Annotated in this window: 23 protein-coding genes and 1 pseudogene; 7 read left to right on the top strand and 17 right to left on the bottom strand. The window is 63.5% G+C overall.

Annotation, left to right across the window (positions count from 1 at the left end; translation table 11 throughout):
- Positions 1–3: 3 nt before the first annotated feature.
- The 7 genes from PGC08_RS01055 to PGC08_RS01025 form a co-directional block, all read right to left on the bottom strand.
- On the bottom strand, positions 4–1,263 hold the full coding sequence (locus PGC08_RS01055) for a CaiB/BaiF CoA transferase family protein (protein WP_271709281.1): 1,260 nt from the start codon (positions 1,261–1,263) through the stop codon (positions 4–6).
- Complete coding sequence (locus PGC08_RS01050; protein WP_271709280.1) at positions 1,256–2,176, bottom strand: hydroxymethylglutaryl-CoA lyase; 921 nt, start codon at positions 2,174–2,176, stop codon at positions 1,256–1,258. The genes PGC08_RS01055 and PGC08_RS01050 overlap by 8 nt, the downstream gene beginning before the upstream one ends.
- Before the next feature lie 284 nt (positions 2,177–2,460).
- The gene (locus PGC08_RS01045; RefSeq protein WP_101584050.1) at positions 2,461–3,708 is read right to left on the bottom strand and encodes a CaiB/BaiF CoA transferase family protein; all 1,248 of its coding nucleotides are present in this window, start codon (positions 3,706–3,708) and stop codon (positions 2,461–2,463) included.
- A 418-nt stretch (positions 3,709–4,126) separates the two neighbouring features.
- Positions 4,127–4,492, bottom strand: a complete 366-nt coding sequence (locus PGC08_RS01040) for a hypothetical protein (RefSeq protein ID WP_271709279.1) — start codon at positions 4,490–4,492, stop codon at positions 4,127–4,129.
- A 223-nt stretch (positions 4,493–4,715) separates the two neighbouring features.
- The gene (locus tag PGC08_RS01035; RefSeq protein ID WP_271709278.1) at positions 4,716–5,567 is read right to left on the bottom strand and encodes a fumarylacetoacetate hydrolase family protein; all 852 of its coding nucleotides are present in this window, start codon (positions 5,565–5,567) and stop codon (positions 4,716–4,718) included.
- A gap of 283 nt (positions 5,568–5,850) precedes the next feature.
- Positions 5,851–6,765 (bottom strand): universal stress protein, encoded by a 915-nt coding sequence (locus PGC08_RS01030; protein ID WP_096177618.1) that lies wholly within the window; start codon positions 6,763–6,765, stop codon positions 5,851–5,853.
- Positions 6,762–8,210, bottom strand: coding sequence for an APC family permease (locus PGC08_RS01025; protein WP_271709277.1), 1,449 nt, complete (start codon positions 8,208–8,210; stop codon positions 6,762–6,764). The genes PGC08_RS01030 and PGC08_RS01025 overlap by 4 nt, the downstream gene beginning before the upstream one ends.
- 317 nt (positions 8,211–8,527) lie before the next feature.
- Here PGC08_RS01025 and PGC08_RS01020 point away from each other — a divergent pair, with 317 nt between their 5' ends.
- The 4 genes from PGC08_RS01020 (at position 8,528) to PGC08_RS01005 (ending at position 11,051) form a co-directional block, all read left to right on the top strand.
- Positions 8,528–8,884 (top strand): ArsR/SmtB family transcription factor, encoded by a 357-nt coding sequence (locus tag PGC08_RS01020; RefSeq protein WP_096145760.1) that lies wholly within the window; start codon positions 8,528–8,530, stop codon positions 8,882–8,884.
- A 1-nt stretch (position 8,885) separates the two neighbouring features.
- Positions 8,886–9,380 carry an SRPBCC family protein gene (locus tag PGC08_RS01015; RefSeq protein WP_206426716.1) on the top strand — a complete coding sequence of 165 codons (495 nt, stop codon included), beginning with the start codon at positions 8,886–8,888 and terminating at the stop codon, positions 9,378–9,380.
- Between the two features lie 76 nt (positions 9,381–9,456).
- Positions 9,457–10,581, top strand: coding sequence for a PLP-dependent cysteine synthase family protein (locus PGC08_RS01010; RefSeq protein WP_271709276.1), 1,125 nt, complete (start codon positions 9,457–9,459; stop codon positions 10,579–10,581).
- Entirely contained in the window at positions 10,578–11,051 is a 474-nt protein-coding gene (locus PGC08_RS01005) for a RidA family protein (protein ID WP_125177757.1), read from the top strand. Before PGC08_RS01010 ends, PGC08_RS01005 begins: the two co-directional genes overlap by 4 nt.
- A 155-nt stretch (positions 11,052–11,206) precedes the next feature.
- On the opposite strand, the pseudogene PGC08_RS01000 reads toward PGC08_RS01005, so the two are convergent.
- The 7 genes and pseudogenes from PGC08_RS01000 to PGC08_RS00970 form a co-directional block, all read right to left on the bottom strand.
- A pseudogene (locus PGC08_RS01000) lies at positions 11,207–11,830 on the bottom strand (GntR family transcriptional regulator); the annotation flags it as partial.
- Positions 11,823–13,505, bottom strand: a complete 1,683-nt coding sequence (locus tag PGC08_RS00995; RefSeq protein ID WP_258771957.1) for a dipeptide ABC transporter ATP-binding protein — start codon at positions 13,503–13,505, stop codon at positions 11,823–11,825. The gene PGC08_RS00995 and the pseudogene PGC08_RS01000, both read right to left, overlap by 8 nt.
- Positions 13,502–15,307, bottom strand: a complete 1,806-nt coding sequence (locus PGC08_RS00990) for a gamma-glutamyltransferase family protein (RefSeq protein ID WP_271709275.1) — start codon at positions 15,305–15,307, stop codon at positions 13,502–13,504. The genes PGC08_RS00995 and PGC08_RS00990 overlap by 4 nt, the downstream gene beginning before the upstream one ends.
- A 1-nt stretch (position 15,308) precedes the next feature.
- On the bottom strand, positions 15,309–16,223 hold the full coding sequence (locus PGC08_RS00985) for an ABC transporter permease (RefSeq protein WP_271709274.1): 915 nt from the start codon (positions 16,221–16,223) through the stop codon (positions 15,309–15,311).
- Positions 16,220–16,621, bottom strand: a complete 402-nt coding sequence (locus PGC08_RS00980) for an ABC transporter permease (protein ID WP_271709273.1) — start codon at positions 16,619–16,621, stop codon at positions 16,220–16,222. Before PGC08_RS00980 ends, PGC08_RS00985 begins: the two co-directional genes overlap by 4 nt.
- Positions 16,618–17,175, bottom strand: coding sequence for an ABC transporter permease (locus PGC08_RS00975; RefSeq protein ID WP_271709272.1), 558 nt, complete (start codon positions 17,173–17,175; stop codon positions 16,618–16,620). Before PGC08_RS00975 ends, PGC08_RS00980 begins: the two co-directional genes overlap by 4 nt.
- On the bottom strand, positions 17,175–18,785 hold the full coding sequence (locus PGC08_RS00970; RefSeq protein ID WP_271709271.1) for an ABC transporter substrate-binding protein: 1,611 nt from the start codon (positions 18,783–18,785) through the stop codon (positions 17,175–17,177). Before PGC08_RS00970 ends, PGC08_RS00975 begins: the two co-directional genes overlap by 1 nt.
- Before the next feature lie 195 nt (positions 18,786–18,980).
- Here PGC08_RS00970 and PGC08_RS00965 point away from each other — a divergent pair, with 195 nt between their 5' ends.
- The gene (locus PGC08_RS00965; protein ID WP_069599218.1) at positions 18,981–19,676 is read left to right on the top strand and encodes a YoaK family protein; all 696 of its coding nucleotides are present in this window, start codon (positions 18,981–18,983) and stop codon (positions 19,674–19,676) included.
- A gap of 24 nt (positions 19,677–19,700) precedes the next feature.
- Here the strand turns inward: PGC08_RS00965 and PGC08_RS00960 are convergent, their stop codons facing one another.
- From PGC08_RS00960 to PGC08_RS00950, 3 genes are all read right to left on the bottom strand, one after another.
- The gene (locus PGC08_RS00960; protein WP_069599217.1) at positions 19,701–20,738 is read right to left on the bottom strand and encodes an FUSC family protein; all 1,038 of its coding nucleotides are present in this window, start codon (positions 20,736–20,738) and stop codon (positions 19,701–19,703) included.
- 122 nt (positions 20,739–20,860) lie between these two features.
- A complete protein-coding gene (locus PGC08_RS00955) occupies positions 20,861–21,382 on the bottom strand; it encodes a MarR family winged helix-turn-helix transcriptional regulator (RefSeq protein ID WP_009882102.1) in 522 nt (173 codons plus the stop codon).
- Between the two features lie 133 nt (positions 21,383–21,515).
- Positions 21,516–23,075, bottom strand: a complete 1,560-nt coding sequence (locus PGC08_RS00950; RefSeq protein ID WP_096157966.1) for a M20/M25/M40 family metallo-hydrolase — start codon at positions 23,073–23,075, stop codon at positions 21,516–21,518.
- A 114-nt stretch (positions 23,076–23,189) separates the two neighbouring features.
- On the opposite strand from PGC08_RS00950, the gene PGC08_RS00945 reads away from it, so the two are divergent.
- Together PGC08_RS00945 and PGC08_RS00940 are read left to right on the top strand one after the other, a co-directional pair.
- Complete coding sequence (locus PGC08_RS00945) at positions 23,190–23,531, top strand: LysR family transcriptional regulator (protein WP_271709270.1); 342 nt, start codon at positions 23,190–23,192, stop codon at positions 23,529–23,531.
- Positions 23,414–24,097 (top strand): LysR substrate-binding domain-containing protein, encoded by a 684-nt coding sequence (locus tag PGC08_RS00940; RefSeq protein WP_333937932.1) that lies wholly within the window; start codon positions 23,414–23,416, stop codon positions 24,095–24,097. Before PGC08_RS00945 ends, PGC08_RS00940 begins: the two co-directional genes overlap by 118 nt.
- Positions 24,098–24,129: the final 32 nt, after the last annotated feature.

The following is a 24,129-nucleotide window of genomic DNA, read 5'->3' as shown; positions in this document are numbered from 1 at the left end:
GTGTTACTGGGACTGCGTCTTCGACTCTTCGACATCGGTGTCCGTGGCGAATGGGTCAGTCTTCGCTGTCTGCCCGGAATCGGAGTCCGTCGCCGAGGTGTCGGCTGGTCCGTCGCGGTACCGGTTGTTGTGCTCACCGGGTGTGGGCACATCGCTGCGCAATCCCAGTCGACGACCGCCGAAGGTCAGCGGCAGCAGCGGCACGTCGACCTGGTCGCCGCTGGGCAGGCCGGTGCTGGCCAGGGCCCCGGAGGCGACGAGGTGGGAGTCGGTGGTGAGGTCGGCCGGGGTGTTGACCGGGGCGACCGGCAGTCCGCGGCGGGTGCATTTCTCCTCGATCTCCGCGAGGTCGAGTCGGGACAGCGCGGCCTGCAGTTCACGGTGGATGCGATCGCGCTGGTCGACTCGTCCCTGGTTCGTCTCGAGCTCGGGATCGCCGGCGAGCTGGCTCAGATCGAACTCGTCGCAGAGGTCATGCCATTGCCCGTCGCTGACGGCGGCGACGAAGATCTGGTCATCGTGCTTGTCTCGGAAGATGTCGTAGACGGCCCAGGTGGCCCGACGGGTGGGCATCGGACGCAGCGGTTCCCCGCTGATCTGGGCCTGAGCCATGTGCGTGCCGACGAGGAAGGCGTTGTTCTCGAACAGGGCGGAGTTGATGACCTGTCCCTCACCGGTGCGTTCGCGCACACGCAGTGCAGAGAGCACGCCGATGACGCCGAACATGCCGCCCATGATGTCGTTGACGCTGGCTCCGGCGCGCAGCGGCTGTCCGGGCGGGCCGGTCATATACGCCAGGCCGCCGAGCATCTGCACGACCTCGTCGAGGGCGGTGCGCTGACCATAGGGGCCGGACAGGAATCCCTTGAGGGAGCAGTAGATGAGGCGCGGATTGCGCTGCGCGAGCTCCTCGTAGCCGTAACCCATGGATTCCATCTTCCCGACGCGGAAGTTCTCGAGGAGAACATCGGCGGAATCGATGAGGGACAGGGCGACGTCACGGTCGGCCGCCTCGGCGATGTCGAGCTGCACGGACTGCTTGTTGCGGTTGAAGGCGGGGAACAGCCCGGATCCTGAGCCGGGCAGGTAGCGGGTCTTGTCCCCGGCTCCACGCGGTTCGACTTTGATCACCTCGGCGCCCAGGTCGGCGAGGATCATCCCGCAGCTGGGCCCCATGACCATGTGGGAGAACTCGATGACGCGGATGCCCGCCAGCGGCAGCTCCTCCGCGCCCACGGTCGAGGATTCGCCCTGCTCAAGCATGGTAAGCAGCCGGGACGGCGGGGATCGAGGAGAGGCTGGAGGTCAGTTCGTGGCCGACGGCTGCCGTCAGCGGTTCCCGGATTGTCGAGAGAGCCTCGACGTCGACTCCGGTGTTCACGCCTTCGCGGTGGAGGAGGTGGACGAGGTCATCGGTGCCGATGTTGCCGGCCGCGCCCGGGGCGAAGGGGCAGCCGCCGAGGCCGCCCATGGCCGCGTCGAAGTTCGAGATTCCGAGGTCGAGTGCGGCGATGACGTTGGCCATTCCGAAGTTGTAGGTGTCGTGCAGGTGCAGGTTGACCGGATTGCCCGGGAAGGCTTCGATGACCGCCGAGGTGTTCCTGGCCACCAGCGATGGGTTGGCATTTCCGATGGTGTCGGCAACCCCGACCCCGTGCGCCCCGGCGTCGACGAATGGACGCAGGACCTCGACGAGGTGGTCGGCATCGGTGATGCCGTCGAAGGGGCAGATGAAGCTGACTGCGGTGGCGATGTCGAAGCGCACCCCGTTGTCTTTGGCGAAGGTCGCGGCTTCGAGAAGACGTTGCGTGGCCTGGGCGATCGGGGCGTCGGAGTTCGCCTGCGAGTGGCCTTCGGAGGCGGAGAGGACGAGTTTGATGTTCTTCGCCCCGGCGTCGACGGCGCGCTGAGCACCCTTGAGGTTGAAGACGAGGGTGAAGAAGTCGACGCCTTCGGCCTCGTGGGACTGAAGGCACTGCAGGACCTCTCCGGTGTCGGCCATCTGTGGGACCTTCTTCGGATTGACGAACGATCCGACCTCGATCTCCTTGAGACCTGCGGCGATGAGCTGCTCGCCGAGTGCGACCTTGGCCTCGGTGGGAACGATGGCGTCTTCGATCTGGAGACCGTCGCGCAGCGTTGTGTCGAGAATCGTGACCGATGTGGGCCGAACCATGGTGGGAGCTCCTTCGTTGACCTGCTTCTTTCCCGGACAGCGGGAAGAGATCGGCCTCACGCTCCCTTGCGTGTTGCCGTCTGCCATCAACATAGCCGTTCGCGGGTCCCCCGTGGTGAGCGCGGACACGAATTGCTCGCTATGTGAGAAGCGGACGTGAAGTGAAGACGGTCACTCCCGTTTAATGGGACTCCTGTTCTCGGCAGTTCAGAAGACCGTGCTTGGTCCTGGGCTGAGGCGTCGCCCAAGACTGTCGTGATTGCTCAGTGGACTGTCGTGATTGTTCAGTCGCGTTCGGGCAGTTTCCCGCCGAGTTGTTCGAGCACTTCGTCGGTGTGTTCGCCCAGATCCGGGCCGAGGTGGTCGATCGGGATCGATGAGCCGCCGATGACCGGGGTGATTCCCGGGAAGGCGACATCGCTGAGCATCTCTTCGCCGGTCGAGACGTCGAGGTGCTGGATCATGCCGCGCGCGGCCAGCTGCTCATCGGCCACGAGGTCTTCGGCGGTGTAGATCGGCCCGGCTGGAACGCCGGCGGCCTCCAGTGTCTCGACCACCTCGGCGACATCGCGCTTCGCACACCAGGCACCGATGGCCTCGTCGAGTTCCTCTCGTCGCTCCCACCGTCCGGCATTGGTCTGCAGGTCGGGGTCTTCGCCGAGGTCCGGGCGGTCGACGGCGTCCATGAGGCGTTTGTAGATTCCGTCGCCGTTGCCGGCGATGACCACGGACTTTCCGCCGGCGCAGAGGTAGCCGTTCGAGGGGGCGATGCCCTCCATCCGGCCGCCGGTGCGCGTGCGCGTCTCGCCGAAGGCGGAGTAATCGGGGACGAGGGACTCCATGACGGAGAACATGGCTTCATTAAGGGCGACGTCGACCGTGCGATCGGCCAGGGAACTCCGGCCTTCGAAGCTGTGATCGGAGCCGACGACAGCCTCGGCGGCACCGGCGATCTTCTGGCGCTGACGATCGAAGAGCATCATCACGGCACCGAAGGCGGCCTGCATGCCGGCGATGGAGTCACCGATCGAGATGCCCACGCGCACCGGGGGCCGGTCGGGGTCACCGACGAGCTCGCGGAAGCCGGAGTAGCCTTCGGCGACGGCGGCGAAACCGGGACGTTCGGACATGGGACCGGTCTGACCGAAGGCGGAGATGCGAACCAGGATGATGTCGGGGTTGGCCTCTTCGAGGACCTCGGGCCCGAGTCCCCATTTCTCAATGGTTCCGGGGCGGAAGTTCTCCAGCACGATATCGCTGCGGCGCACGAGCTCGAGGGCCGATGCCTTCCCTTCCTCCGAGCGGAGGTCGAGGACAACGGACTTCTTATTGCGGTTGATGGTGCGATAGAGCATCGAGGTGGTGCCCTGCTTGAGGCGCCAGTTGCGGAGTTCGTCGCCGCTCTCGGGGCGTTCGATCTTGATGACCTCCGCGCCGAAGTCGGCAAGCATGCGCCCGGTGGTGGGTGCCGCGATGTAGTTGCCGAGTTCGAGGACTCGCACACCGCTGAGTGGAAGACGACGTGCTGTCATGTCGATGCTCCTGTTCGTCGATCGGGCTCGGATCTGTCTACCGGACTGCGCCGGTCGATGCCGTACCGGTCTGTTCCGGTTTCTGTCTTTCTGCAATGGTGCCAGGTCAGCAAGATCAACAGCGACATTTCGAAATTCAGGACGCCCTCGGGTCGACGAATCCAGCGTCCATCCACTGACGGGGAGTAGTGACGGGAGGACTGACGGGAGGTGGAATCGATGACCCTATCTTGTTGAAACGTCATTCACCGCGACGGTTATCTCCGAGCTTCCTGTGAAGATCGGCGGGAAATGAACAGCCTCTGAGACTTGAGCCAATTTCACGCAATTTCCCTTGTTCCCCCTTGTGGCAGGACTGTTGATGTTTAAGACTGGCAACCAAGCCGCAGGACGCGGCCGTATGCCATCAACCAAGGAGCTAAACATGTCGGAAAACTTTGGACAGGACAACGAGAACTTCGGCGGCGGCGACCAGGAGCAGCAGGGCGGCGGCTTCGGCGGCGGCCAGGAACAGCAGGGCGGCCAGGAACAGCAGGGCGGCCAGCAGCAGGGTAACCAGCAGCAGGGTGGCGACCAGGGCGGCTTCGGCGGCGGCGACAACGAGCGCGCGAAGGCGGCCAGGGCGGACAGCAGTCCGAGCAGGGCGGCTTCGGCGGCAACGAGCAGAGCGCCAGTCCCAGGAGGCCAGCAGTCCGGCGGCTTCGGCGGCGGCGACAACGAGCGGCGAAGGCGGCCAGGGCGGACAGCAGTCCGGTGGCCAGGAACAGGGCGGCTTCGGCGGCAACGAAGGCAACCAGGGTGGCGGCGGCCAGCAGGGTGGCGGCTTCGGCGGCGACAACGAGCAGGGTGGCCAGCAGCAGGGCGGCTTCGGTGGCGGAAACGAAGGCGGCCAGGAACAGGGCGGCTTCGACCAGCAGCGCTGATCCCCACAGCTTTACGCAGTAACTGAAGAGGGGCGGTACTCCCGATCGGGAGTACCGCCCCTCTTTCATGCTTCTAGGCTGTCGTCACTGCGTGACGGCCACCGCCTGGCGGTGGCGGCCGAGGCCGTCGATCTCCATCTCAACGACATCGCCATCGGTCAGGAACGGGAACTTCCCCGACATCGCCACACCCTGAGGTGTGCCGGTCAGGATCACGTCCCCGGGCTCGAAGGGCATCGTCTGGCTGAGCAGATAGATGATCTGCCCGACATCGAAGATCAGGTCACGCGTCGACGAATCCTGGCGCACATCGCCATTGACCCAACTGCGCAGTCGCAGGGATCCGGGATCCACCTCGGCGGCGGGCCTGATCCACGGACCCAGAGGCGTGAAGCCGGGGAGGTTCTTCCCCTTCGACCACTGTCCGCCGGACTCCTCGATCTGGAACCTGCGTTCGGACAGGTCGTTGGCCAGCATGTACCCGGCCACATGTGAGTATGCGTCCTCCGCCGAGGCGACTCTGAAGGCTCGGCTGCCGATGACCAGTCCCAGCTCGACCTCCCAGTCGGCCTTCGTAGCGTAGGGCGGCAACTCGAGCGCATCGTAGGGGCCGGCGATCGTCGATGGCATCTTGAAGAAGACGACGGGAGCCGCGGGCGGCTCTGCGCCAGCTTCTCGAGCATGCGCCGCGTAGTTCATGCCCACGCACACCACTGCCGAGGGGCGAGCAACCGGCGCTCCGATGCGCAGATCCTCCGCTCCTTCGAGGGGCACGAGGCTGCCTTCGTCCAGTGCGGTGCGGACTCGTCCGATGCCGTCGTCGGCAAAGAACTCTGGGGTGATGTCGGTGGTCAGGGGGCGCAGATCGTAGTAGACGTCGTTGTCACGCACGACCGGGATCTCGTGGCCGATGGGGCCCAAACGCAGCAATTCCATACGGTTCCTTCCTTGTTCACCAGGCTCCCGCATCCGGCCGTCGTTGGACGGACGCGCTGTGTGAGCCTGTGGGCCCACGCTAGCGGCGTCTCACATCCTAGGTTGGAATCGTTCAAGTATTGGACACTAGTTTTGTGGACCATCGCACAATCTCTTCCGCACTGCGGAATTGCGGGCTGTCGACCCACATTTTCGTCCGTTTCCTACCTGCTGCTTGCCACTGCTGCTCAGCAGAAACGAGGGCCGCCGCCCCCAGCCGTCAGACGACCGCAGCCTCCGGAACTCAGACGGCCGCCGAGGTGTAATCAGACTTCGCTCGCCGAGGCACGACGACGATGGGCACCGGTGAGTGCTGCAGAATCCGCATCGCGTGGCTGCCCAATGACACCCGCTTGAGCGCCCCGAGGCCGGAGGAGCCGAGCATCATGATCTCGGGATCCTCCCATTGGACCGCAGAGAGCGCACTTTCCCAGTCCGGCCCTGTCCCGATGGCGACATCGGTCTCGCCGGGCTTGATCTGAAGCCGGTCGATCGAGCACAGGATCTCGTCGGTGTCGCGTCGGATCACGTTGGCCCACTCATCGATGACGCTGGATTCGACATCGAGTCCCACACCGGCGGCCGAAATCACCCGCGACCGGGGTGCGAACGAGGCGATGCGGAAGGGCACACCGGACTCGGCAGATACCACGGCGGCTCCGAGGATGAGGTCCGCCGAGGTGGACGAACCGCTGTATGCGGCAGTGAGCCTGCGCAGGCGGGCCTCCGGGGCAACCCGGTATCCGACCGGGGCAAGTGCCACGGGCAGGCTGGCGCTGTGCAGCAGTCCGGTGGAGACGGAGCCCAAGGCGATCCGTCCCGGCTTCCCGTCGGCGGCGGGGCCCACAACGAGGCGGAAGGCATTCTCCTTCTGGCACATCTCGAGCAGTCCCCGTCGCGATGAACGGGCACTGTGGACGAGGCATTCGGACTCGATGTCATCGGGAAGGAGCGCCCGCACCTCGTCCAGGGCAGCCTCGGCGACGTTGCGCAGCTTCTTCTGGTATTCGCTTTCGAACAGCGCGGGACTCATCGGCCAGGCGGCGGAGTCGATGGCTACTGCCACCAGCCGGTGTCCATAGGACCGTGCGAGCACGACCCCCAACTCTACGGCCGGCCTATTGTCCTGACCTGGTGCAATGCCGACGACGATGCTCATTGTTTCCCTCCTGCAGGATCGGTTCCGCCAATGCGTTCTTGTTCTGCTCGCTGCTTGCCGAGTACTGAGGACTTGCGACCGAAGATGAAGTACAGGCCGAGGATGACCGCCGTCCAGATGAGGAAGACGACGATCGTGATGATCTGCAGGTTGCTGATGATCCACAGGCAGCCGATGATCGCGAGCACCGGCAGGACCGGGTAGAAGGGCACCTTGAAGCCGCGTTCGAGGTTGGGTTCGCGCACGCGCAGGATGATGACGGCCAGGGACACGACGACGAAGGCCACGAGGGTGCCGATGCTCGTCATCTCGGCGAGGAAGTTCAGCGGTATGAAGCCGGCCAGGATGGCGATGACGACGGTGACGACGATCGTTCCCTTGACCGGGGTGAGCGTGCGGGGATTGACCTCGCCGAAGAGCTTGGGCATCATTCCGTCGCGTGACATCGTGAACAGGATGCGTGTCTGACCATAGATCGAGACGAGGGTGACGGAGAAGATCGAGATCACGGCACCGGCGGCGACAACGGTGCCCGGCCACTGGGCGCCGACGATGTTCTCAAGAATCGCCGACAGCCCGGCGCTCTGCCCCTCGAATTCCTGCCAGGGCTGAGCCGACAGGGCCGCGACGGCGACAAGAACGTAGACGGTGGTGACGATGATGAGGGCGGCGATGAGCGCTCGGGGCATGGTCTTCTTCGGGTTCTTCGTCTCATCGCCGGCTGTGGCCACAGCGTCCATGCCGACGTAGCTGAAGAAGATGAGGCCCGAGCCTGCCACCACCCCGGAAAATCCGAAGGGGGCGAAATCAGCGAAGTTGTCGACGTTCCAGCCGGTGACTCCGACGCAGACGAAGAACAGGAGGACGCCGATCTTCGTGCACACCATGACGGTGTTGATGACGACCGATTCCCCGGTGCCGCGAACCAGCAGGAAGCAGCACATGGCCAGCAGCAGGATCGCGGGCAGGTTGACGATCCCGCCTTCCTCCGGCGCGTAGGCCAGGGCGTGGGGGATCTCGAAGCCGAAGAGGTTGAACAGCAGCTGGTTGACGTATTGCGACCAGCCGACGGCGACCGCGGCTCCCGCGACCCCGTACTCGAGGAGGAGACAGGCCGCGACGCCCATGGCAGGCAGCTCGCCGAGAGTCGCATAGGCGTAGGAATAGGAGGATCCGGACACCGGCACGCTGCCAGCCAGCTCCGCATAGCAGATGACCGCGAGACCGGCGACGAGGCCGGCGATGACGAAGGACCAGATCACTGCAGGTCCGGCAACGGGCACCGACTCGGAGAGGATGAAGAAGATACCGGTGCCGATGGTCGATCCGACGCCGATCATGGTCAGTGAGAACAGGCCGATCGTACGTTTGAGGTCACTCCCCGAGCTCTCGCCCTGCTGCGGGACCGGCTTCACTCGGAACAGCTGCTGTCGCAAAGTTGGCATTGTCATTCCCCAGACATCGTTGTCTTTCCCGGACATGAGCGCCGGCGTCATCGGCGATGACCCTCGACCCTGATCCGGCGCTGTCGCTATTGCGACCATACGACAGACCTGCCTCGCCGAGGTGGTGCTGAGCAGAAATCCTGAGTGCGGAATCGGTCGGTGAGGTGAGAAAAGATCGTGTTCTTTTGAACATCGACTCTGGTCAGAGGGTTCTTTGGTTGCCTGCGAAAAACTTATTCAACAAAACGGTTGAATACATGGTCGTGTCGGTCTACCGTTGTATTTAACCAACAGGTTGATTAACGATTGGAGGTTCGGTGGCAGACCAACTGACAAAGGTGTTCGCGGCCCTGGCCGACCCGACTCGACGAGACATGGTCGCCAGGCTGTCCATCGCCGACGCCACGGTCAACGAGCTCGCCGAGCCCTATGAGGTCAGCGTCCAGGCCGTGTCGAAACACCTCAAGGTGCTCGAGGACTCTGGACTGGTCACTCGCACCCGTGACGCCCAGCGCAGACCGGTCCACCTCGAAGACAATGTGTTCGATCTGATGACGAAATGGATCGAGAGATATCAACGCCAGGCCGAAGAACGCTACCAACGCCTCGACGCCGTTCTCGATGAGATGAACGCGGACGAGGACTCAGAAGAAGAATCAAGCAAAGGAGCATGACATGACCACCACCAATGACACCGACTATTCCACTCTGCAGCTCGACGTGCCGGAAGGGACCCAGACCGTCTCGATCACGCGCGACTTCGCCGCTACTCCGGACAAGGTGTTCCGGGCCCACACCGATCCTGAGCTCTTCGTGAAATGGTGCGGACCGGACTCGATCACGAACACGATCCGTGAATGGGACGCACAGACCGGCGGGAAGTGGAGCTACGTCTCGACCGACGACAACGGTGAGTACGGCTTCTTCGGGTCCTTCCATGAAGTGAGGGAGGACGAACGCATCGTCCAGACCTTTACCTTCGAGGGCTTCCCGGATGCCGTGAACCTCGAGATCCTCACGCTCACCGACCTCGGCGATGGGCGGACCCGCCTGCAGTCGACATCGGTCTTCGACTCCCTCGAATCTCGCGACGGAATGGTCGCCTCCGGCATGGAGCACGGAATTCGCGAGGGCTACGACAAGCTCGAGAAGATGCTCGCCGAGGGCTGAAGTGAGATTTGTCAGCGCCGGCGCATCCAGCGTCGGCGCTGTCGCATCGTCTGGGATATCCCATAAGCTCGAGGCCATGACCGACTCACACGATCACACGAGCGTGCCTGCCGAAGACGACATCGACCGCTACGATCCGCAAGCCCGCCAGTGGCTGGCCGGAGCCATCAGAGCGGTGAAGTCAGATGCCAACAGATCCTCGGACACGCACCTGCTGCATGTGCCGCTGCCCGCCGCATGGGGAATCGACCTCTATCTCAAAGACGAGTCGAGCCATCCCACCGGTTCACTCAAACACCGTCTGGCCCGCTCACTCTTCCTCCATGCACTGTGTAATGGGTGGATTCGCCCCGGTCGCCCGGTTGTGGAGGCCTCCAGCGGATCGACCGCGGTCTCCGAAGCGTATTTCGCCCAGCTGATCGGCGTTCCGTTCATCGCCGTCATGTCCCGATCGACGAGTGCCCAGAAGATCTCGCTCATCGAGTTCTACGGCGGCACCTGCCATTTCGTCGACAACGCCAATGAGGTCTACGAGGTCGCGGCTGATCTGGCCGCAGAGTCCGGCGGTCACTACATGGACCAGTTCACCTATGCCGAACGGGCCACGGACTGGCGCGGCAACAACAATATCGCCGAGTCGATCTTCGATCAGATGTCGAGTGAGACCCACCCCGAACCCTCCTGGATCATCGCCACCGCCGGCACGGGCGGCACCTCGGCGACCCTGGCCAGATATGTTCGCTACACCGGTCGGGCCACGGGCATCTGCGTGGCCGATCCGGACAATTCGGCCTTCTTCGCCGGCTGGCGCGACCACGATCCGGCGGCGACGACCGATCAGGGGTCCCGGATCGAGGGCATCGGACGACAGCGGGTCGAGGCGAGCTTCATCGCGTCGAGCATCGACCGGATGATGCATGTTCCCGACGCTGCCGCCATCGCATCCATCCAGCTGCTCGAGACACTGATGGGGCGTCGTGCCGGGGCGTCGACGGGCACCGGCCTGTGGGCCGCGTTCCGGATCGTGTCGCAGATGAAGGCGGCCGGACAGACGGGAAGTCTGGTGTCGTTGATCTGCGACCCCGGCGAGCGCTATCTCGACAAATACTATTCGTCCCAATGGCTGACCGAAGCCGAAATCGACACCACCGGCTACCGTGAGCGCCTCGACGAATTCATGACGACAGGAGTCCTCAAATGAGCAGCGAATCGACAATCACACCCGAAGCTCGCCTCGAAGAGCGCGGATTGGCGATCCCCGAGGTCGCCGCGCCCGTGGCCGCCTATATTCCGGCCGTGCGCACAGGTCAGTACATCTACACCTCGGGCCAGCTTCCCGTGCAGGGCGGGCAGCCGATCCACACGGGCAAGGTCGGTGCCGAGGTCAGCCTCGAAGACGCCCAGGCGACGGCTCGCCAGTGCACCCTCAACGCCCTGGCCGCCATTCGTGCGATCACCGGTGAGCTGTCTGCGATCAAAGGCATCGTCAAGGTCACGGGCTTCGTCGCCAGCGCACCGGACTTCACTGCTCAGCCACAGGTGATCAATGGTGCCAGCGAGCTCCTCGGCGAGGTCTTCGGCGACGTCGGAGTCCATGCCCGCAGTGCAGTAGGTGTGGCGGTCCTGCCGCTGGATGTCCCGGTCGAGATCGAGATGATCGTCGAGGTCTGAACACCCTTCACTCCTGAGACTGCTTTGCTACGTCGGCAACCGACCCGACTAGGAGGCCTCTCGGCCATCATGGTGAAGTACGAGTCGCGACTGCGGCGCACGTGCTGGCCCATCACCTCGGCAGCCTTCGTCTCTTGCCCGGCGTCGATGGCGGCGATGATGTCGCGGTGTTCGGGCCAGGCCTGCGGGCCGCGGCGGGTGACGTTGAGTGAGTAGAGCCATTCGATCTTGCCCGAGATCTGGCGCAGCAGGCTGACGAAGGAGAGGCTGCCGCTGAGTTCGGCGATGGCGAAGTGGAAGCGCATGTTGAGCACCGCGAGGTCGTCGTAGCGTTCCTCCCCGATGACGATGTCACCGGCATCGAGGATCTCGTTGATCTCCTTGCGGATCGTCCGCCACCGTTCGTCGGGAACCTCACCGTTGCTCTGCTGCACTGCGCGCTTCGCCGCTCGTTTGGCGGTCGCGGATTCTAAGACGATGCGGATCTCGAACAGATCCTCGGCGTCCTCGACCGGTGATGGGGCGACCATGCTGCCGCTGTACGGCCGTGACTCGACGAGCCCCTCGGACTCGAGGGAACGCAGCGCCTCTCGAATCGGGATCCGCGAAACGTCGTACTGCTTCGCCAGGGCCGCTTCGCGGAGCTTGCCGCCGGGCGGGTGCACGCCCTTGATGATGTCGTGGCGGATCTTCGCCCCGACGGCGATGCTGTTCGAAGTCGAGGCCGCGCTCGACTTTGGGGCCGAACCCGGCCGCGGTGAAGAACCAGGTTCAGGCATTGAGCAAACCGGAACCGGGCACGGCGGCCAACAGCTTCTGCGTGTACTCCGCGGCCGGACGATCAATGACCTCTCGCGTCGCGCCCGCCTCGACGACCTCTCCGTTCTTCATCACTACAACATCGTCTGCCAAGTTCGCGACAACTGCAAGATCGTGCGTGATGAACAGGCAGCTCACACCGAGTCCTGACTGCAGCTGACGCAGAAGTTCGAGGATCTGCTCCTGCACGAGGACGTCGAGAGCCGACACCGCCTCATCGCAGATGAGCAGCTCAGGTTCGCTGATCAGTGCCCGGGCGATCGCGATCCTCTGTCGCTGACCACCGGAGAGATCGGCAGGCCGACGCTCGAGCATCGACGCTGGCAGAGCCACCTGATCGAGCACCTCGGCAACCTTGCGTCTCCGCTCGGCCTGGGTACCGATCTTGAACACGTCGAGGGGCTCACGGATGATCCGCTCGATACCCCACATCGGGTTAAGAGAGGAGAACGGATCTTGGAACACCGGCTGACTGAATCGGCGCAGAATGGTCCGTTCGGCTCGCGAGGTGGCGTCGACGTTGCGGCCTCCGGCAAGGACCTCCCCGCTGGTGGCCTTCTCGAGTCCGAGCACGATCTTTGCGATCGTCGACTTTCCGGATCCGGATTCGCCGATCACTGCAGTAGTTTGACCGCGCTTGGCCGTGAAGCTCACGCCGTTGAGCGCGTGCACCTCTCTGCCCCGGCCGCGCAGCTTGTAGATCTTGTGCAGATCGTTGATTTCGAGCACATTCGCCGAGGTGGCCCCACTCTCGGGACTATCGTCGTCGGTTTGTGCGTCAGGATTTGATCCCGCAGCCCCGCGAACGGGGCTCGGCTCTCGGTCGACAACGATACTGGGGGCGGCCTTGACCAGGGCTTTCGTGTAGTCGTCCTGCGGGTTGCCCAGCACCTGCTGTGGTGTTCCCCGTTCCACGACGCGACCGTCGTTCATCACAAGAATTGTGTCGGTCCGCTCGCCTGCGACACCCAGGTCGTGGGTGACGAAGAGCAGCGAGGTCCCCCGCTCGGTGACAAGTTTCTGCAGATGATCGAGGATCTGCTTCTGCACAGTCACGTCGAGAGCGGAAGTCGGCTCGTCGGCGATGATGAGGTCAGGCTCCCCGGACAAGGCGATCGCGATGAGGATCCGCTGTCGCATACCGCCAGAGAATTCGTGCGGATAGGACCGTCGCCGGTTCTCGGCTTCCGGGATTCCCGCTTCGGTCATCAGGCGTACGACGTTTCGGGTCACCTCGGCGGAGTTCGACATTCCGTATGTCCGCAGGGCGTCGGCGATCTGGTCGCCCACGCGCATGCTCGGGTTGAGGCTCGCCATGGGGTCCTGTGGCACCAAGGCGATCGAACGGCCGCGCAATGTCTGGAGGCGCTGGGCATCTGCCCGGACGAGCTCCTCACCCCGGTACTTCACGGTTCCGGAGCTGACGTGCCCTGCCCCGGGTAGGAGCCCGAGGATCGCGCTGATCGTCGTGGACTTGCCTGATCCCGACTGCCCGACGAGAGCCAATCGCTCCCCCGGTGCCAGGGTGAAGCCGACATCGTGGAGTACCGGGGCCTCATAGGAGACTTCGAGGTCAGAGACCTCAAGGACGAATTCTGACGGTTCCACACCGTTGTTGGTTTCGGTGCTCATCATCGTCCCGCCGCATATCCCTGGGCACCGCGTGGGTTCGCCCCTGCGGTGACTCGGCCGGTGGCCGGGTCGCGGGTGACGCAGGAGAGCCTGCCCAGTTCCCAGTCGCCAGCTTTGGTCACGACGTGACCGCGTGCGATGAGTCCGTTGATGACTTCTTCGCCGAGGCGGTCCTCGACGACTGCTCCACCCGGCACCCAGGTGCGTGGCCAGAACGACCCGGCCAGAGCGGTCGTGTGCAAGGCGGGTGCATCGATCGCCTGCTGCGGTGCGTATCCTCCGACGAGCATGCGCAAGATGAGCAGCAGCTGCCACTGCTCCTGCTGATCACCGCCTGGTGAACCGAGCGCGATGACCGGTTGCCCATCCTTCGAGATCAATGTCGGAGTCAGTGTGGTGCGGGGGCGCTTGCCCGGAGTCAGAGCCGAGGGCGCAGTCTCGTCGAGCCACACCATCTGCAGGCGGGTGCCCAAGCAGAAACCGAGTTCCGGGATGACCGGCGAGGACTGCAGCCACCCGCCCGAGGGTGTGGCCGAGATGATGTTGCCCCAGCGGTCGACGACATCGATGTGGCAGGTGTCGCCGTTGTTGACGCCGTTCTTCTGCACAGTGGGTTCGCCGATGCCGGCCTTGGCCATGGCTTCCTTGTCCGCGCCCTCGAGCACGAGTGGCGGGGCGAAGGTCGGGACATCCCCTGTCCGATCGGCGCCGGGTCGGAATTCGAGTGAGGCTTCCTCAGTGATGAGTTCGCGGCGACTGGCCGCGTAGTCTTCGCTGAGCAGCCAGTCGAGGTCGACGTCTGCGTCACCGTAGTAGGTGTCGCGGTCGGCCATCGCCAGTTTGAGTGCTTCGAGGATCGTGTGCGCACCCATCTCGGTCGAGGGGTCGAGTCGCTCATCGTCGAATCCGTCGAGGATCTTCAGCGTCTGCAGCAGCACAGGGCCCTGGCCCCAGGCCCCTATCTTCGCAATCGAATAGCCGCGGAAGTCGATCGTCACCGGATCTTCGAAGTGCGCGTCGAATCCGGCGAAGTCGGCGGCCGTCATAACGCCCGCGTGGTCACCGCCGGTCGAGTGCCGGTGCGGGGTCGAGATGAAATGTGCAATCGCCTCGGCGACGAAGCCGGACTTCCATTCCTGACGTGCCGCAGCAACTCTCGCTGCGCGACCTTCCGCCCCCTCACCTGCGCTGATGAGTCTTTTCAGGACCGCGGCATAGGGGCGGTTGTAGACGAGGTCACCGGTCTTCGGGATCTGTCCCTCCGGCATCCACTGGGCTGCGGACGTGGGCCAGTGTTCGGTGAACAGCTCTCGGACGCGCTCGATGGTCCCAACGACTCGACCGAGGACGGGGTGGCCGTTCTCGGCATAGTCGATGGCGAAGTCGAGGACATCGGCGAGTTCCCAGGTGCCGTGGTGTTCAAGCAGGTTGAGCCAGGAGTCGACGGCGCCGGGGACTGCGGCCGCGAGCGCTCCGGCTCCGGGGACCATGTCGAGGCCCTCACCGCGGTAGTGGTCGATGGTTGCAGCGGCGGGGGCCGGGCCTTGGCCCATCATGATCTGCGGATTCGCCGGGTCTTCGGCGGTGGCGAAGACCCCTGTCATGTCACCGCCGGGGCCGTTGAGATGAGGTTCGACGACGTGGAGGAGGAAGGCTCCTGCCACGGCCGCGTCGAAAGCGTTCCCGCCGCGTTCCAGGACAGCCTGCGATGCCGCAGTCGCCAGCCAGTGCGTGGAGGCGGCCATCCCGAAATGCCCCTCCAAGGTGGGTCGGGTGGTGAAGGTAGCGGGTGGGGTGAACGACATGTCAGTGTCCCTTCTTCGAGTTGGGGTCGAGGGCGTCGCGCAGGGCGTCCCCGAAGAGGTTGAAGGCCAAGCAGATGACCAAGATCGCAAGACCGGGGAACAGTGCGGTCGACGGCGCGCGGAAGATGTATTGCTGCGCATCGGAGAGCATGATTCCCAAACTGGGTGAGGGCGGCTGGATGCCCAGGCCGAGGAAGGAGAGGATCGATTCTCCGATTACAGCGGTGGGGATGATGACGGTGGCCTGCACGATGATCGCCGAGGCGATATTGGGCAGGATGTGCATGCCCAGAATACGTGTCTTCGAAGCGTCGGTGGCGATGGCGGCTTTGACGAAATCGGCAGATTTCAGCCGCATCGTTTCACCTCTGACGACTCGGATCATCGTAGGAACCTGTGAGATGCCGAGGGCGATCGCCGCATTGGCCAAACTGGGCCCGGAAATGGCGGCGAGTCCGACGGCGATGATGAGGAACGGGAACGCCAGAGTGACATCGGTCAGCCGCGAGATGATCGCGTCGAGACCTCGGAAATATCCAGCCAGCAAGCCAAGGGGCGTACCGACGATGACGGCCAATGCAACAGCCAGGAGTCCGACCTGTAGAGACGCGCGAACTCCGACAGCGAGCCTGGAGAGGATGTCACGTCCCAGGTCGTCGGTGCCGAATACGTAACCGATCGTGCCCGGCACCTGGAATGGCGCCTGAAAGTTCGTCTGCGCGAAGCCGTAGGGGGCGATGAGTGGCGCAAACAGTCCGATGAGCACAACGATGGCGACCATAACGGAGCCGATGAGTCCCATCGGGTTGGACAGGATTGAGCGCAGCAGCCACCAGGCGCGGTTGTTCGATGCCTGGAATTCAGGGTCGAGGCCCTGCGTGTTCTTGTCGGAGTTGGTGACGATGGGTGTGGTCATGAGGCGTCCTCGCTGACTCGGATCTGTGGGTTGATGACCGAATAGAGGATGTCGACGGCCAGGTTGATGAGTATGTAGGAGGCGGTGATGACGAGGACGACGGCCTGGATAACCGGATAGTCGCGAGAGAAGACCGCATCGAGCGTGAGCTTGCCAAGGCCAGGCAACGCGAAGATCCTCTCCGTGACCACGGCGCCGGAGATCAGACCACCCAATTGCAGGCCGATGATCGTGACGAGGACGATAAGTGAGTTGCGCAGTCCGTATCGGAAGAGGACCCGTGGTCTGGACAACCCCTTTGCTCGTGCCATGCGCACGTAATCGGTGCCCATGCTTTCGATCATCGACGCCCGCGTCTGCCGGGTGATGACGGCTGCCAGGCTGGTGCCCAGGATCACTGCTGGCAGGGTGAGATAGTAGATGCCGCGGATCGGATCGGAGAGAATGTCAACGTATCCCGAGGCAGGGAACCAGCCGAGGATGACGCCAGACCCATGATCGCCAGGAGTCCGAGCCAGAAGTTTGGGACCGAGAGTCCGAGGAGAGCGATGAAGTTGCTGCCCAGCTCCGGCCATTTCCCGCGGAAGCGTTCTGCAACCATGCCGAGGGTGATGCCGACGATGACGGCGACGATGATCGCGTAGAGCGACAGCCACAATGTCACCGGCAGTGTGGTCGCGATCATCTCGGTCACGGCCAGACCGGTCCTTGTGGATTCGCCGAGGTCACCGGTGACGATGTCGCCCAGGAACTTGAAGAACTGGACGATCAGAGGCTGGTCGAGACCGAGGTCGGCACGGATAGCGTCGAGCCGCTCGGGGGTCGCCTCTTCACCGGCCATGGCCAGTGCCGGGTCGCCGGGAAGCATGCGGACACCGAAGAAGATGACGATGCCTGAGAGCACGAACGTGATGATGGCGTGGAAGATTTTGGTGAGCACGAATCTGGTCATCACTGAGCGTCCTTCTTCAGAAATCCGGCTTCGGAGAGATGGACAACGCCGTCGGAGAACACATCGATGCCGGACACGTTGTCGGTGAAGGCGGTGAGGTTCTTCTGGCGGTACAGATAGATGATCGAATTGAGCTCGCCGGTCCGCTGTGAGGCTTCACCGTAGAGCTTCTTTCGCTCATCCATGTCTGTGGCTTCACTGGCTCGGGTAAGCAGGTCACTGAGCCTGTCATCGTCGACTCCTGTGACGTTGTTGCCAGCACCTGGGTAATGGAAGGTGTAGAGGTTTCCGTGCGGGTCGACGCGACCTGACCAACCCAGCTGGAGAAGCTCGTAGTCGCCACGGTCCTGGGCATCGAGCAGTGCCGTGTATTCCATCGGCTGGACAGTGATCTCGAATCCGGCTTCCTTCGTCGCGGCTTGCACAGCCTGAGCGAATCGAAGCGTGTCCTGAGTATTCGAGACCTTCATATTCACCTTGAGCGGAAGGTCGACTCCGGCGTCTTTGAGAAGCTTCTTCGCGGCTTCGGAATCGTAGTCGACACACTCGTTGCTTGCTGCGGTGGCGAACGGACTGTCCGGGGAGATGCCTGAGCATGCAGGGGAGAACCAGCCGTTGAAGACTGTGTTTACCAGTGCTTTACGATCGATGGCCATCGACAGTGCTTTACGTACCTTCGGGTCCTGACCCAGCGGCGTCTCGAAGTTCTCCGGATTGTCACCGAAGCCCAGGTTCACGGTCAGTCCCTGATATCCCAGAGAGTTCGACTGCAGTATTCCGATGCCCGATTCTTCCTTGAGGGCATCGACGTCCTGCGGGGAGATTGTGTCCGCGACCTGTACATCGCCGGAACGAATGTTCGCAGCACGAATGTTCGCATCCGACATGATCTGGTAGGTGATCGAGTCCAGGTGAACCTTGTCGGCGTCATAGTAGTTGGCATCTTTGACGACCTTGATTGAGGTCTGAGCGATGCGTTTCTCAAACTTGAACGGCCCGACGCACACTGGGTGGTCGCCGAAGTTCTCGCCCGCTTCGTCGAGGGCTGTCGGCGACATGATCATTCCGGCGCGATCAGCCAGGGCCGCAGTGAATGGCGCGAAAGGCTCATCGAAGTTGACCTCGAGGGTGTGATCGTCAATTGCGGTCACATCGTTGATCGGACCGAGTTCGGCAGACCGGGAGGACTCTTCGAGGTTGAGACCGCGCTCGATGGTCGTCTTGACCGCTTCGGCGTCGAAGTCGGTGCCGTCGGCAAATCGCACACCGTCCTTGACCGGGATGCGCACAGTCTTCCCGTCTTCTGAGATGTCTGGCAGCGCGGTTGCGAGCATCGGTGTGATGTCACCGTTCGCATCGATGTCGTAAAGCTTCTGGCACATCGTCTGCATCACGTAGCGGGTATAGAGAGAGGAGGATGTCGTCGGGTCGAGGCGGTCCGGTTCCGACGACAGCGCCATCACCAGATCTCCGCCTTCTTCGAAAGCTCCTGGGTCGGCATTGACAGACTTCACGTCGGGTCGCTCGGGTGGTTCGCCAAGCGGCTGGACCGGCGTGCACCCCGCCAGCAAGACGACGCTGGCAAGCACCGCCGTTATCCGTTTTTTCACGCGCACTCCTGTGTGAGCATTACATTCAGCTTGATTATTTGCATACAATCTATCCGGTGCATATGGTTTTGTATACAAACTTTCAGGAAATTTCGAATCCTGGGATCGCCAGTGGCCGTGGCCGCCCGATGCCTAGTATCTATTCGGGTTCTGAGACCAACAGGGTTCGCAGGCGTGCTCGATGAAAGGGACGCAATGACACGTCGACTCGATCTGGCCATGCTGCTCGTACTGACATTCTCAACCGGAATGGTCGATGCGATCGGCTACCTGGGCTTCGACAAGGTCTTCACCGGAAACATGACGGGCAACGTCGTCATCCTCGGCATGGGACTGGCCGGGGCAGAGGACACTCCCGTCCTGCGACCTGCCCTAGCTCTCGTCTTCTTCATGGTGGGTGCGGCCCTCGGCGGGCGCATCCTCGGCCGGATCGGCGAGGAATGGCACATGCGCACCACCATCATCTTCGCCGGAGTGGCGATCGGTTGTGCGGGTCTGGCTGTCTATGTCGCGCTCGTGCCCAATCCCGAGTTGGGGCTGGCCGGAACTATCTTCACCTCGGTACTCTCGGCCCTCATGGGTGCACAGGCCGCTGCGGCACGGCGGATGAAGATCGCCGACGTCACCACCGTCGTCGTCACCTCGACGATCGTCGGCTTGGCATCGGATTCGCGGCTGGCCGGCGGCGACAGCGTCCGCTGGATCCGGCGTGCGCTGGCCGTCCTCCTCATCCTCATCGGCGCCATCGCCGGTGCTGCCACGCTGATGATCAATCAGTGGATCGGCATCGCCCTCGTGGCCGCGGCGATCGCCGTCGTGACCGTCATCGGTCATCGTGGGGCAAAGAAGCGAGCCCTCGCCGAGGCGACCGCCTCCCCCGTGCACGCCTGATGCTTCCAGCCGCGCCCGGGAGGCTCAGTTCGTCTGAGTCTGCCTCAGACTCCGCTCCTGCGCCCGCTGTTTGCGTGTAGTGAGCAGGATGACGAAGAAGGCGATGACCGCGCCGATCGTCGTCTCGAGTGCGCGATCCGCAACGAGAGTTCCAGTGGGCCCAGGGGCTACGAATTCGGTCATCATCAGTGCGACTGGGGTCATGAAGACGAGTGCGATGCTGTAGTGGCTGATGACGAAGACCTCGCCGGCGAATTGGAGGGCGGCGATCAGGAACGCGAGCCCCAGCGGCGGCCACTGGATGGTGAGTAGGGCAGCGGTGAGCAGGACGCCGGCGTAGGTACCGATGATGCGATAGACGGCACGGACCAATCCGCCCGAGGCTCCGACGGCAGAGATCGGGGCCGCGGCTGCGACCATGGCCCAGTAGTGGTGCCCCAGGCCGGACATCACTCCGATGGACCCGGCCAGCCCCAGAGCCACAACGTAGCGACCGGCTTGCGCGTAGATCCGCGACCAGGCTGGAAGCGGCGCTTCGGCCAGCTGGCGATCTGGTTCGGTCCGGCGCGCCCAGAGCCGGCCCATGAAGCCGAGCACGAGGGCGACGCCGACGCTGGCGACGCCGGTCAGTGCGGCCTCCCAGAGCTGCCCGTCGAAGGGGACGGAGGCGGTGGCCATGAAGGCGAAGATGTAGAAGAGCGGTCCCGAGGGACGCAGTCTGAGGACATCGGCGACGATCGATAAGACTCCGGCGATGAGGGTGCCGATCCCCACGAGCGCCCAGCCGTTGATGCCGAAGCCGCCGCTGATGACGCCGCCGACGATGCTCAGGCTCATGAGGATTCCTGCGAACGTCTGGTGCTTGAGCCGCAGCCAGTGGGGTTCGACGCGACCGAAGACACCGGTCAGGGCACCGAAGACCGCGAAGATGGTGAGGTCGGTCCGCCCCATGAGGATGAGGATGATGAGTGGGATGCCGATGCCCGCCGCGACCCGCAGGGCAGGTGTGCGGTGTCCGCGTGGGGATGGGATGCGGAAGAAGTCGCGGGCATAGGTCTTCACAGTTCTCGGGTGCCTCCTGGGCTGAAGTGCTGGTCGCTCCGGTACGGATCCTGCTGGGTCCCGGCGGTGCTGGGTCTTAGTGGCGCTGAGTGCTACTGGTGCTGAAGTGAGTGCGTGGGCGTCTAGCTGCTCGCGGTGTCTGCTTCGATGCTGATGAGAAGTTCGCGCAGGCTGCCTGCGAGCTGCTCCTGAGACTCGAGGCCGAGGTCGGCCAGCAGCCGGTTTTCGAAGCCGAGTACGGATTCGAGGATCGGACGCAGCAGGTCCCATGCCGTGTCGGTCAGCTGTACGAGCGAGCCGCGCCCATCAGCAGGATCGGGAATCCTGGAGACCAGACCGGCACTGCCGAGGCGCTTGAGGCGCTTGGTCACGCCGGCACCGGAGATGATCAGCTCCGTTGACACTCGCGTCGGTGACAGCGTGCCGCCATGTCGGGCGAGCAGGGAGATGACGTCGAATTCCCCACGGGTCACGCCTTGGGCGGCGAGGACCTCGTCGCTTCGGACCTGGACGACCTGTGCAATGCGGGCAATCCGGCCCATGACGGCGACCATCGAGGTGTCGAGGTCGGGGAAGATCGTCTCCCATTGGCCGCGCACATCGGCGATGTAATCGTTCGGGGAGTCCGCTGCATCGTCACTCATGCCTGCCTCGCCCCCGTTTCCTCGTCACGTGTTCTGTTCACTGGTCGGCGTGAATGCCGACTTCAATATACTTTACCAGTTAAGTATATTGAGAGCGATGGGTTTTCGGATGAGCCTCATCACGCCCAAGGGGCTACCTCACGTCGCTTGGGGCAGCGTCAGTCGAGCGTTCGCCAGCCTCAGTCCTGGTGCTCTTCGACGTGAACCAGCCATCGGGGTTCTGCCTCATGTCCCAGAACATTCCGGCCATGATCTCCGCGCCCTGCTCAAGAATTGAGGTCAGGGCGTGTTCGTCGGGGGCGTGCTGATTGCATCCGGGGTAGGAGTGCGGCACCCACACGGTCGGCAGGCCCAGCACCTCGGCGAAGACGTCGTTGGGGATGGTGCCGCCCAGGTTCGGTTCGATCGCGGCCTCGAGCCCGGTTGTCTGCTTGATCGACGCTGCGGCGGCTGCGACGACGCGGGCGTTCGGGTCGAGTCGAGTCGCCGGCATGCAGTGCTCGACGAGGACATCGACCCCGTGGATCCCCTGACTCTCCAGATGCGCCCGCACTTTGTCCTCGAAGTCGTCGACGTCGGTGCCGACGACGTACCTCAGCTGCATGTGCGCTTCGGCCTTCCCCGGGATCGCATTGACCACCTGGGCAGGATTGCCGGCGTCGAGGGCGAGGACCTCGATGACGTTGAAGGCGAAGACCTTCTCCGCCGAGGTGAGCCCGGGCTCGCCCCAATCGGGATCGATCTCGGGTGATCCAATTTCGACCACCTCTGGCAGCTTCGCAACGGCCTCGAGCACCGAAGCGGGTGGATCGTCGGGGCGCAGGGCGGGAATCCTGATGACACCGTTGCCATCGACGAGGGCGTTGATGGCCGCGGCGAGGACGGTCGCGGAGTTGCGCAGCTTCCCACCCCAGTTGCCCGAATGATGGTCGCCATCGCGATCGTGGACGACGAGAGTGAACCCCAACGCCCCGCGGGAACCGAGGAAGAGCGTCGGGTATTCGGCGGCGATCCGGGGACCGTCGGAGGCGAGGAAGAGATCGGCGTCGAGTTCTGCCGTGTGTGCGGCGGCGAATGCCTTGAGTCCGAGAGAACCCGCTTCTTCGGCGGTCTCCATGAGGATCTTCACGTTATAGCCCAGCGTTCCAGCCTCAACGTCACTGACGGCACTGCCCCCGTCGCCGTCGCCGCCGTCGCCGCCCCCGTCGCCGACTTCGCCGCCCAGTGTCTCGAGAACAGTCTTCAGCGCCAGGGAATTCACCGTGTGTTGACCTTTGTTGTCGGCGCTGCCGCGTCCGTAGAGGCGGTCGCCGTCGCGGGTGAGAACCCAGGGGTCGAGGCCCTCAGACCATTGCGAGTCGTGGGCGAACTGCACGTCGCCGTGGCCGTAGAGGAGGACGGTCGGCAGATCCGGGTCCTCAATCCGTGCCGCGATGAGCAGAGGGTGCTCAGCGGACTCCGGGTTGTCGTGGATCGTCGTCGCAAAGCCCAGTGCCGCGAGCTCGGGGGCGACCTCCTCGGCGAGGTAGGCATGTGCGGCCGCGCCGTTGCCCGGCGCCTGACTTTCGGTGCGGCGGGCAACTCGGGCAGCCAGCAGATCGAAGAAGGCCTGACTGCGGACGAACTCGCCCGCAGCCTGGGTGACGGTCTTACGTGTCGTGTCGCGGTTGCCGGAGCTGTGATCTGAGGTCATAGATGAAGAGTGTCGCAGTCCGGCCCAGATTGGAAGACCGATTCGTCCATACACCGGTGCGATTCTTGCAAGGTGACTGTGCATAATATGCACCACCTTTAGTAGCATGATGGCATGACCGACCTGCGCAGCCTCAAGACCCTGTTGGCAGTTGTCGAATATGGCTCCATCCACCTCGCCGCGCGAGCTCTGTTTGTCTCCCATTCGACCGCCAGTCGCCAGATCAAAACATTTGAGGAGCATTACGGTACGACGCTGTTCGATCGCTCGGCGAGCGGAGTCGTTCCCACTGGTCAGGGCCTGGCTCTCGCAGATTTCGCACGGCGGATGATCGCAGAATCCGAGCTTCTCTCCGACTCATTCGGCAACTATTCCCGCGCGTCGAGACCATCACTATCGTCACCAGCACCGGGCTCGGCCAGACCGTCGTCGCCGACGCCATCAACGATGTCATGACCACCACTGACAGGGTGCAGGTCTCGATCATCGACACCACGTCGCTCGAGGCTGTCCAAGTGCTCAAGAACCGGCAGGCAGACCTGTGCGTGAACTTCTCCGTCCCCGGCCATGATCTCGTCTCGGTTCCCGGTGTCCGGCGGATCAATCATGCCCCGTCTCGGAATTTCGCGGTCTTCGACAAGAAGCACCCGCTTTCCCAGAGAGCCACCGTCCGCGTCCGTGACCTCATCGACTTCCCAATCGCCACGCTGCCGTCGGGCAACAGTGCCCGGATCAGGATCGAACAGGCTGTCCGCGCTCAGGGACAGGTGTTCTCACCGACGATCGAAGCCACCTGCCCCGTGCTCACGATGAGAGCCATCGCCGGAACGACGATGGTTGCGATGATGGCCGAGCGGACGATCCCGGACAACCTCGCCGAGGCGGGCTGCACCGCCGTGGAACTCGACGACCCGGGCCTCGACGACCGTTCCATCCAGATCCTCGCCGCCGATCCGCTGCGGGAGTCAGACGGTCTCGACATGATGATCAAATCCCTGCGCAGGAGTTTGGCACTGCAGTAGTCCACCCCATCGGCGGTCCACATCGTGGATCC

Source organism: Brevibacterium sp. BDJS002 (genome assembly GCF_028201555.1).
GTDB lineage: Bacteria > Actinomycetota > Actinomycetes > Actinomycetales > Brevibacteriaceae > Brevibacterium > Brevibacterium aurantiacum.
The sequence above is the reverse complement of the archived record's forward strand: the minus strand, read 5'-3'. Positions and strand labels throughout refer to the sequence as shown.

Excerpts from the sequence above, each read along its gene's own strand:
- PGC08_RS01055 (WP_271709281.1), bottom strand. The coding sequence starts at position 1,263 with ATGCTTGAGCAGGGCGAATCCTCGACCGTGGGCGCGGAGGAGCTGCCG.
- PGC08_RS01050 (WP_271709280.1), bottom strand. The coding sequence starts at position 2,176 with ATGGTTCGGCCCACATCGGTCACGATTCTCGACACAACGCTGCGCGAC.
- PGC08_RS01045 (WP_101584050.1), bottom strand. The coding sequence starts at position 3,708 with ATGACAGCACGTCGTCTTCCACTCAGCGGTGTGCGAGTCCTCGAACTC.
- PGC08_RS01035 (WP_271709278.1), bottom strand. The coding sequence starts at position 5,567 with ATGGAATTGCTGCGTTTGGGCCCCATCGGCCACGAGATCCCGGTCGTG.
- PGC08_RS01030 (WP_096177618.1), bottom strand. The coding sequence starts at position 6,765 with ATGAGCATCGTCGTCGGCATTGCACCAGGTCAGGACAATAGGCCGGCC.
- PGC08_RS01025 (WP_271709277.1), bottom strand. The coding sequence starts at position 8,210 with ATGCCAACTTTGCGACAGCAGCTGTTCCGAGTGAAGCCGGTCCCGCAG.
- PGC08_RS01015 (WP_206426716.1), top strand. The coding sequence starts at position 8,886 with ATGACCACCACCAATGACACCGACTATTCCACTCTGCAGCTCGACGTG.
- PGC08_RS01010 (WP_271709276.1), top strand. The coding sequence starts at position 9,457 with ATGACCGACTCACACGATCACACGAGCGTGCCTGCCGAAGACGACATC.
- PGC08_RS01005 (WP_125177757.1), top strand. The coding sequence starts at position 10,578 with ATGAGCAGCGAATCGACAATCACACCCGAAGCTCGCCTCGAAGAGCGC.
- PGC08_RS00995 (WP_258771957.1), bottom strand. The coding sequence starts at position 13,505 with ATGATGAGCACCGAAACCAACAACGGTGTGGAACCGTCAGAATTCGTC.
- PGC08_RS00990 (WP_271709275.1), bottom strand. The coding sequence starts at position 15,307 with ATGTCGTTCACCCCACCCGCTACCTTCACCACCCGACCCACCTTGGAG.
- PGC08_RS00985 (WP_271709274.1), bottom strand. The coding sequence starts at position 16,223 with ATGACCACACCCATCGTCACCAACTCCGACAAGAACACGCAGGGCCTC.
- PGC08_RS00975 (WP_271709272.1), bottom strand. The coding sequence starts at position 17,175 with ATGACCAGATTCGTGCTCACCAAAATCTTCCACGCCATCATCACGTTC.
- PGC08_RS00965 (WP_069599218.1), top strand. The coding sequence starts at position 18,981 with ATGACACGTCGACTCGATCTGGCCATGCTGCTCGTACTGACATTCTCA.
- PGC08_RS00955 (WP_009882102.1), bottom strand. The coding sequence starts at position 21,382 with ATGAGTGACGATGCAGCGGACTCCCCGAACGATTACATCGCCGATGTG.
- PGC08_RS00950 (WP_096157966.1), bottom strand. The coding sequence starts at position 23,075 with ATGACCTCAGATCACAGCTCCGGCAACCGCGACACGACACGTAAGACC.
- PGC08_RS00945 (WP_271709270.1), top strand. The coding sequence starts at position 23,190 with ATGACCGACCTGCGCAGCCTCAAGACCCTGTTGGCAGTTGTCGAATAT.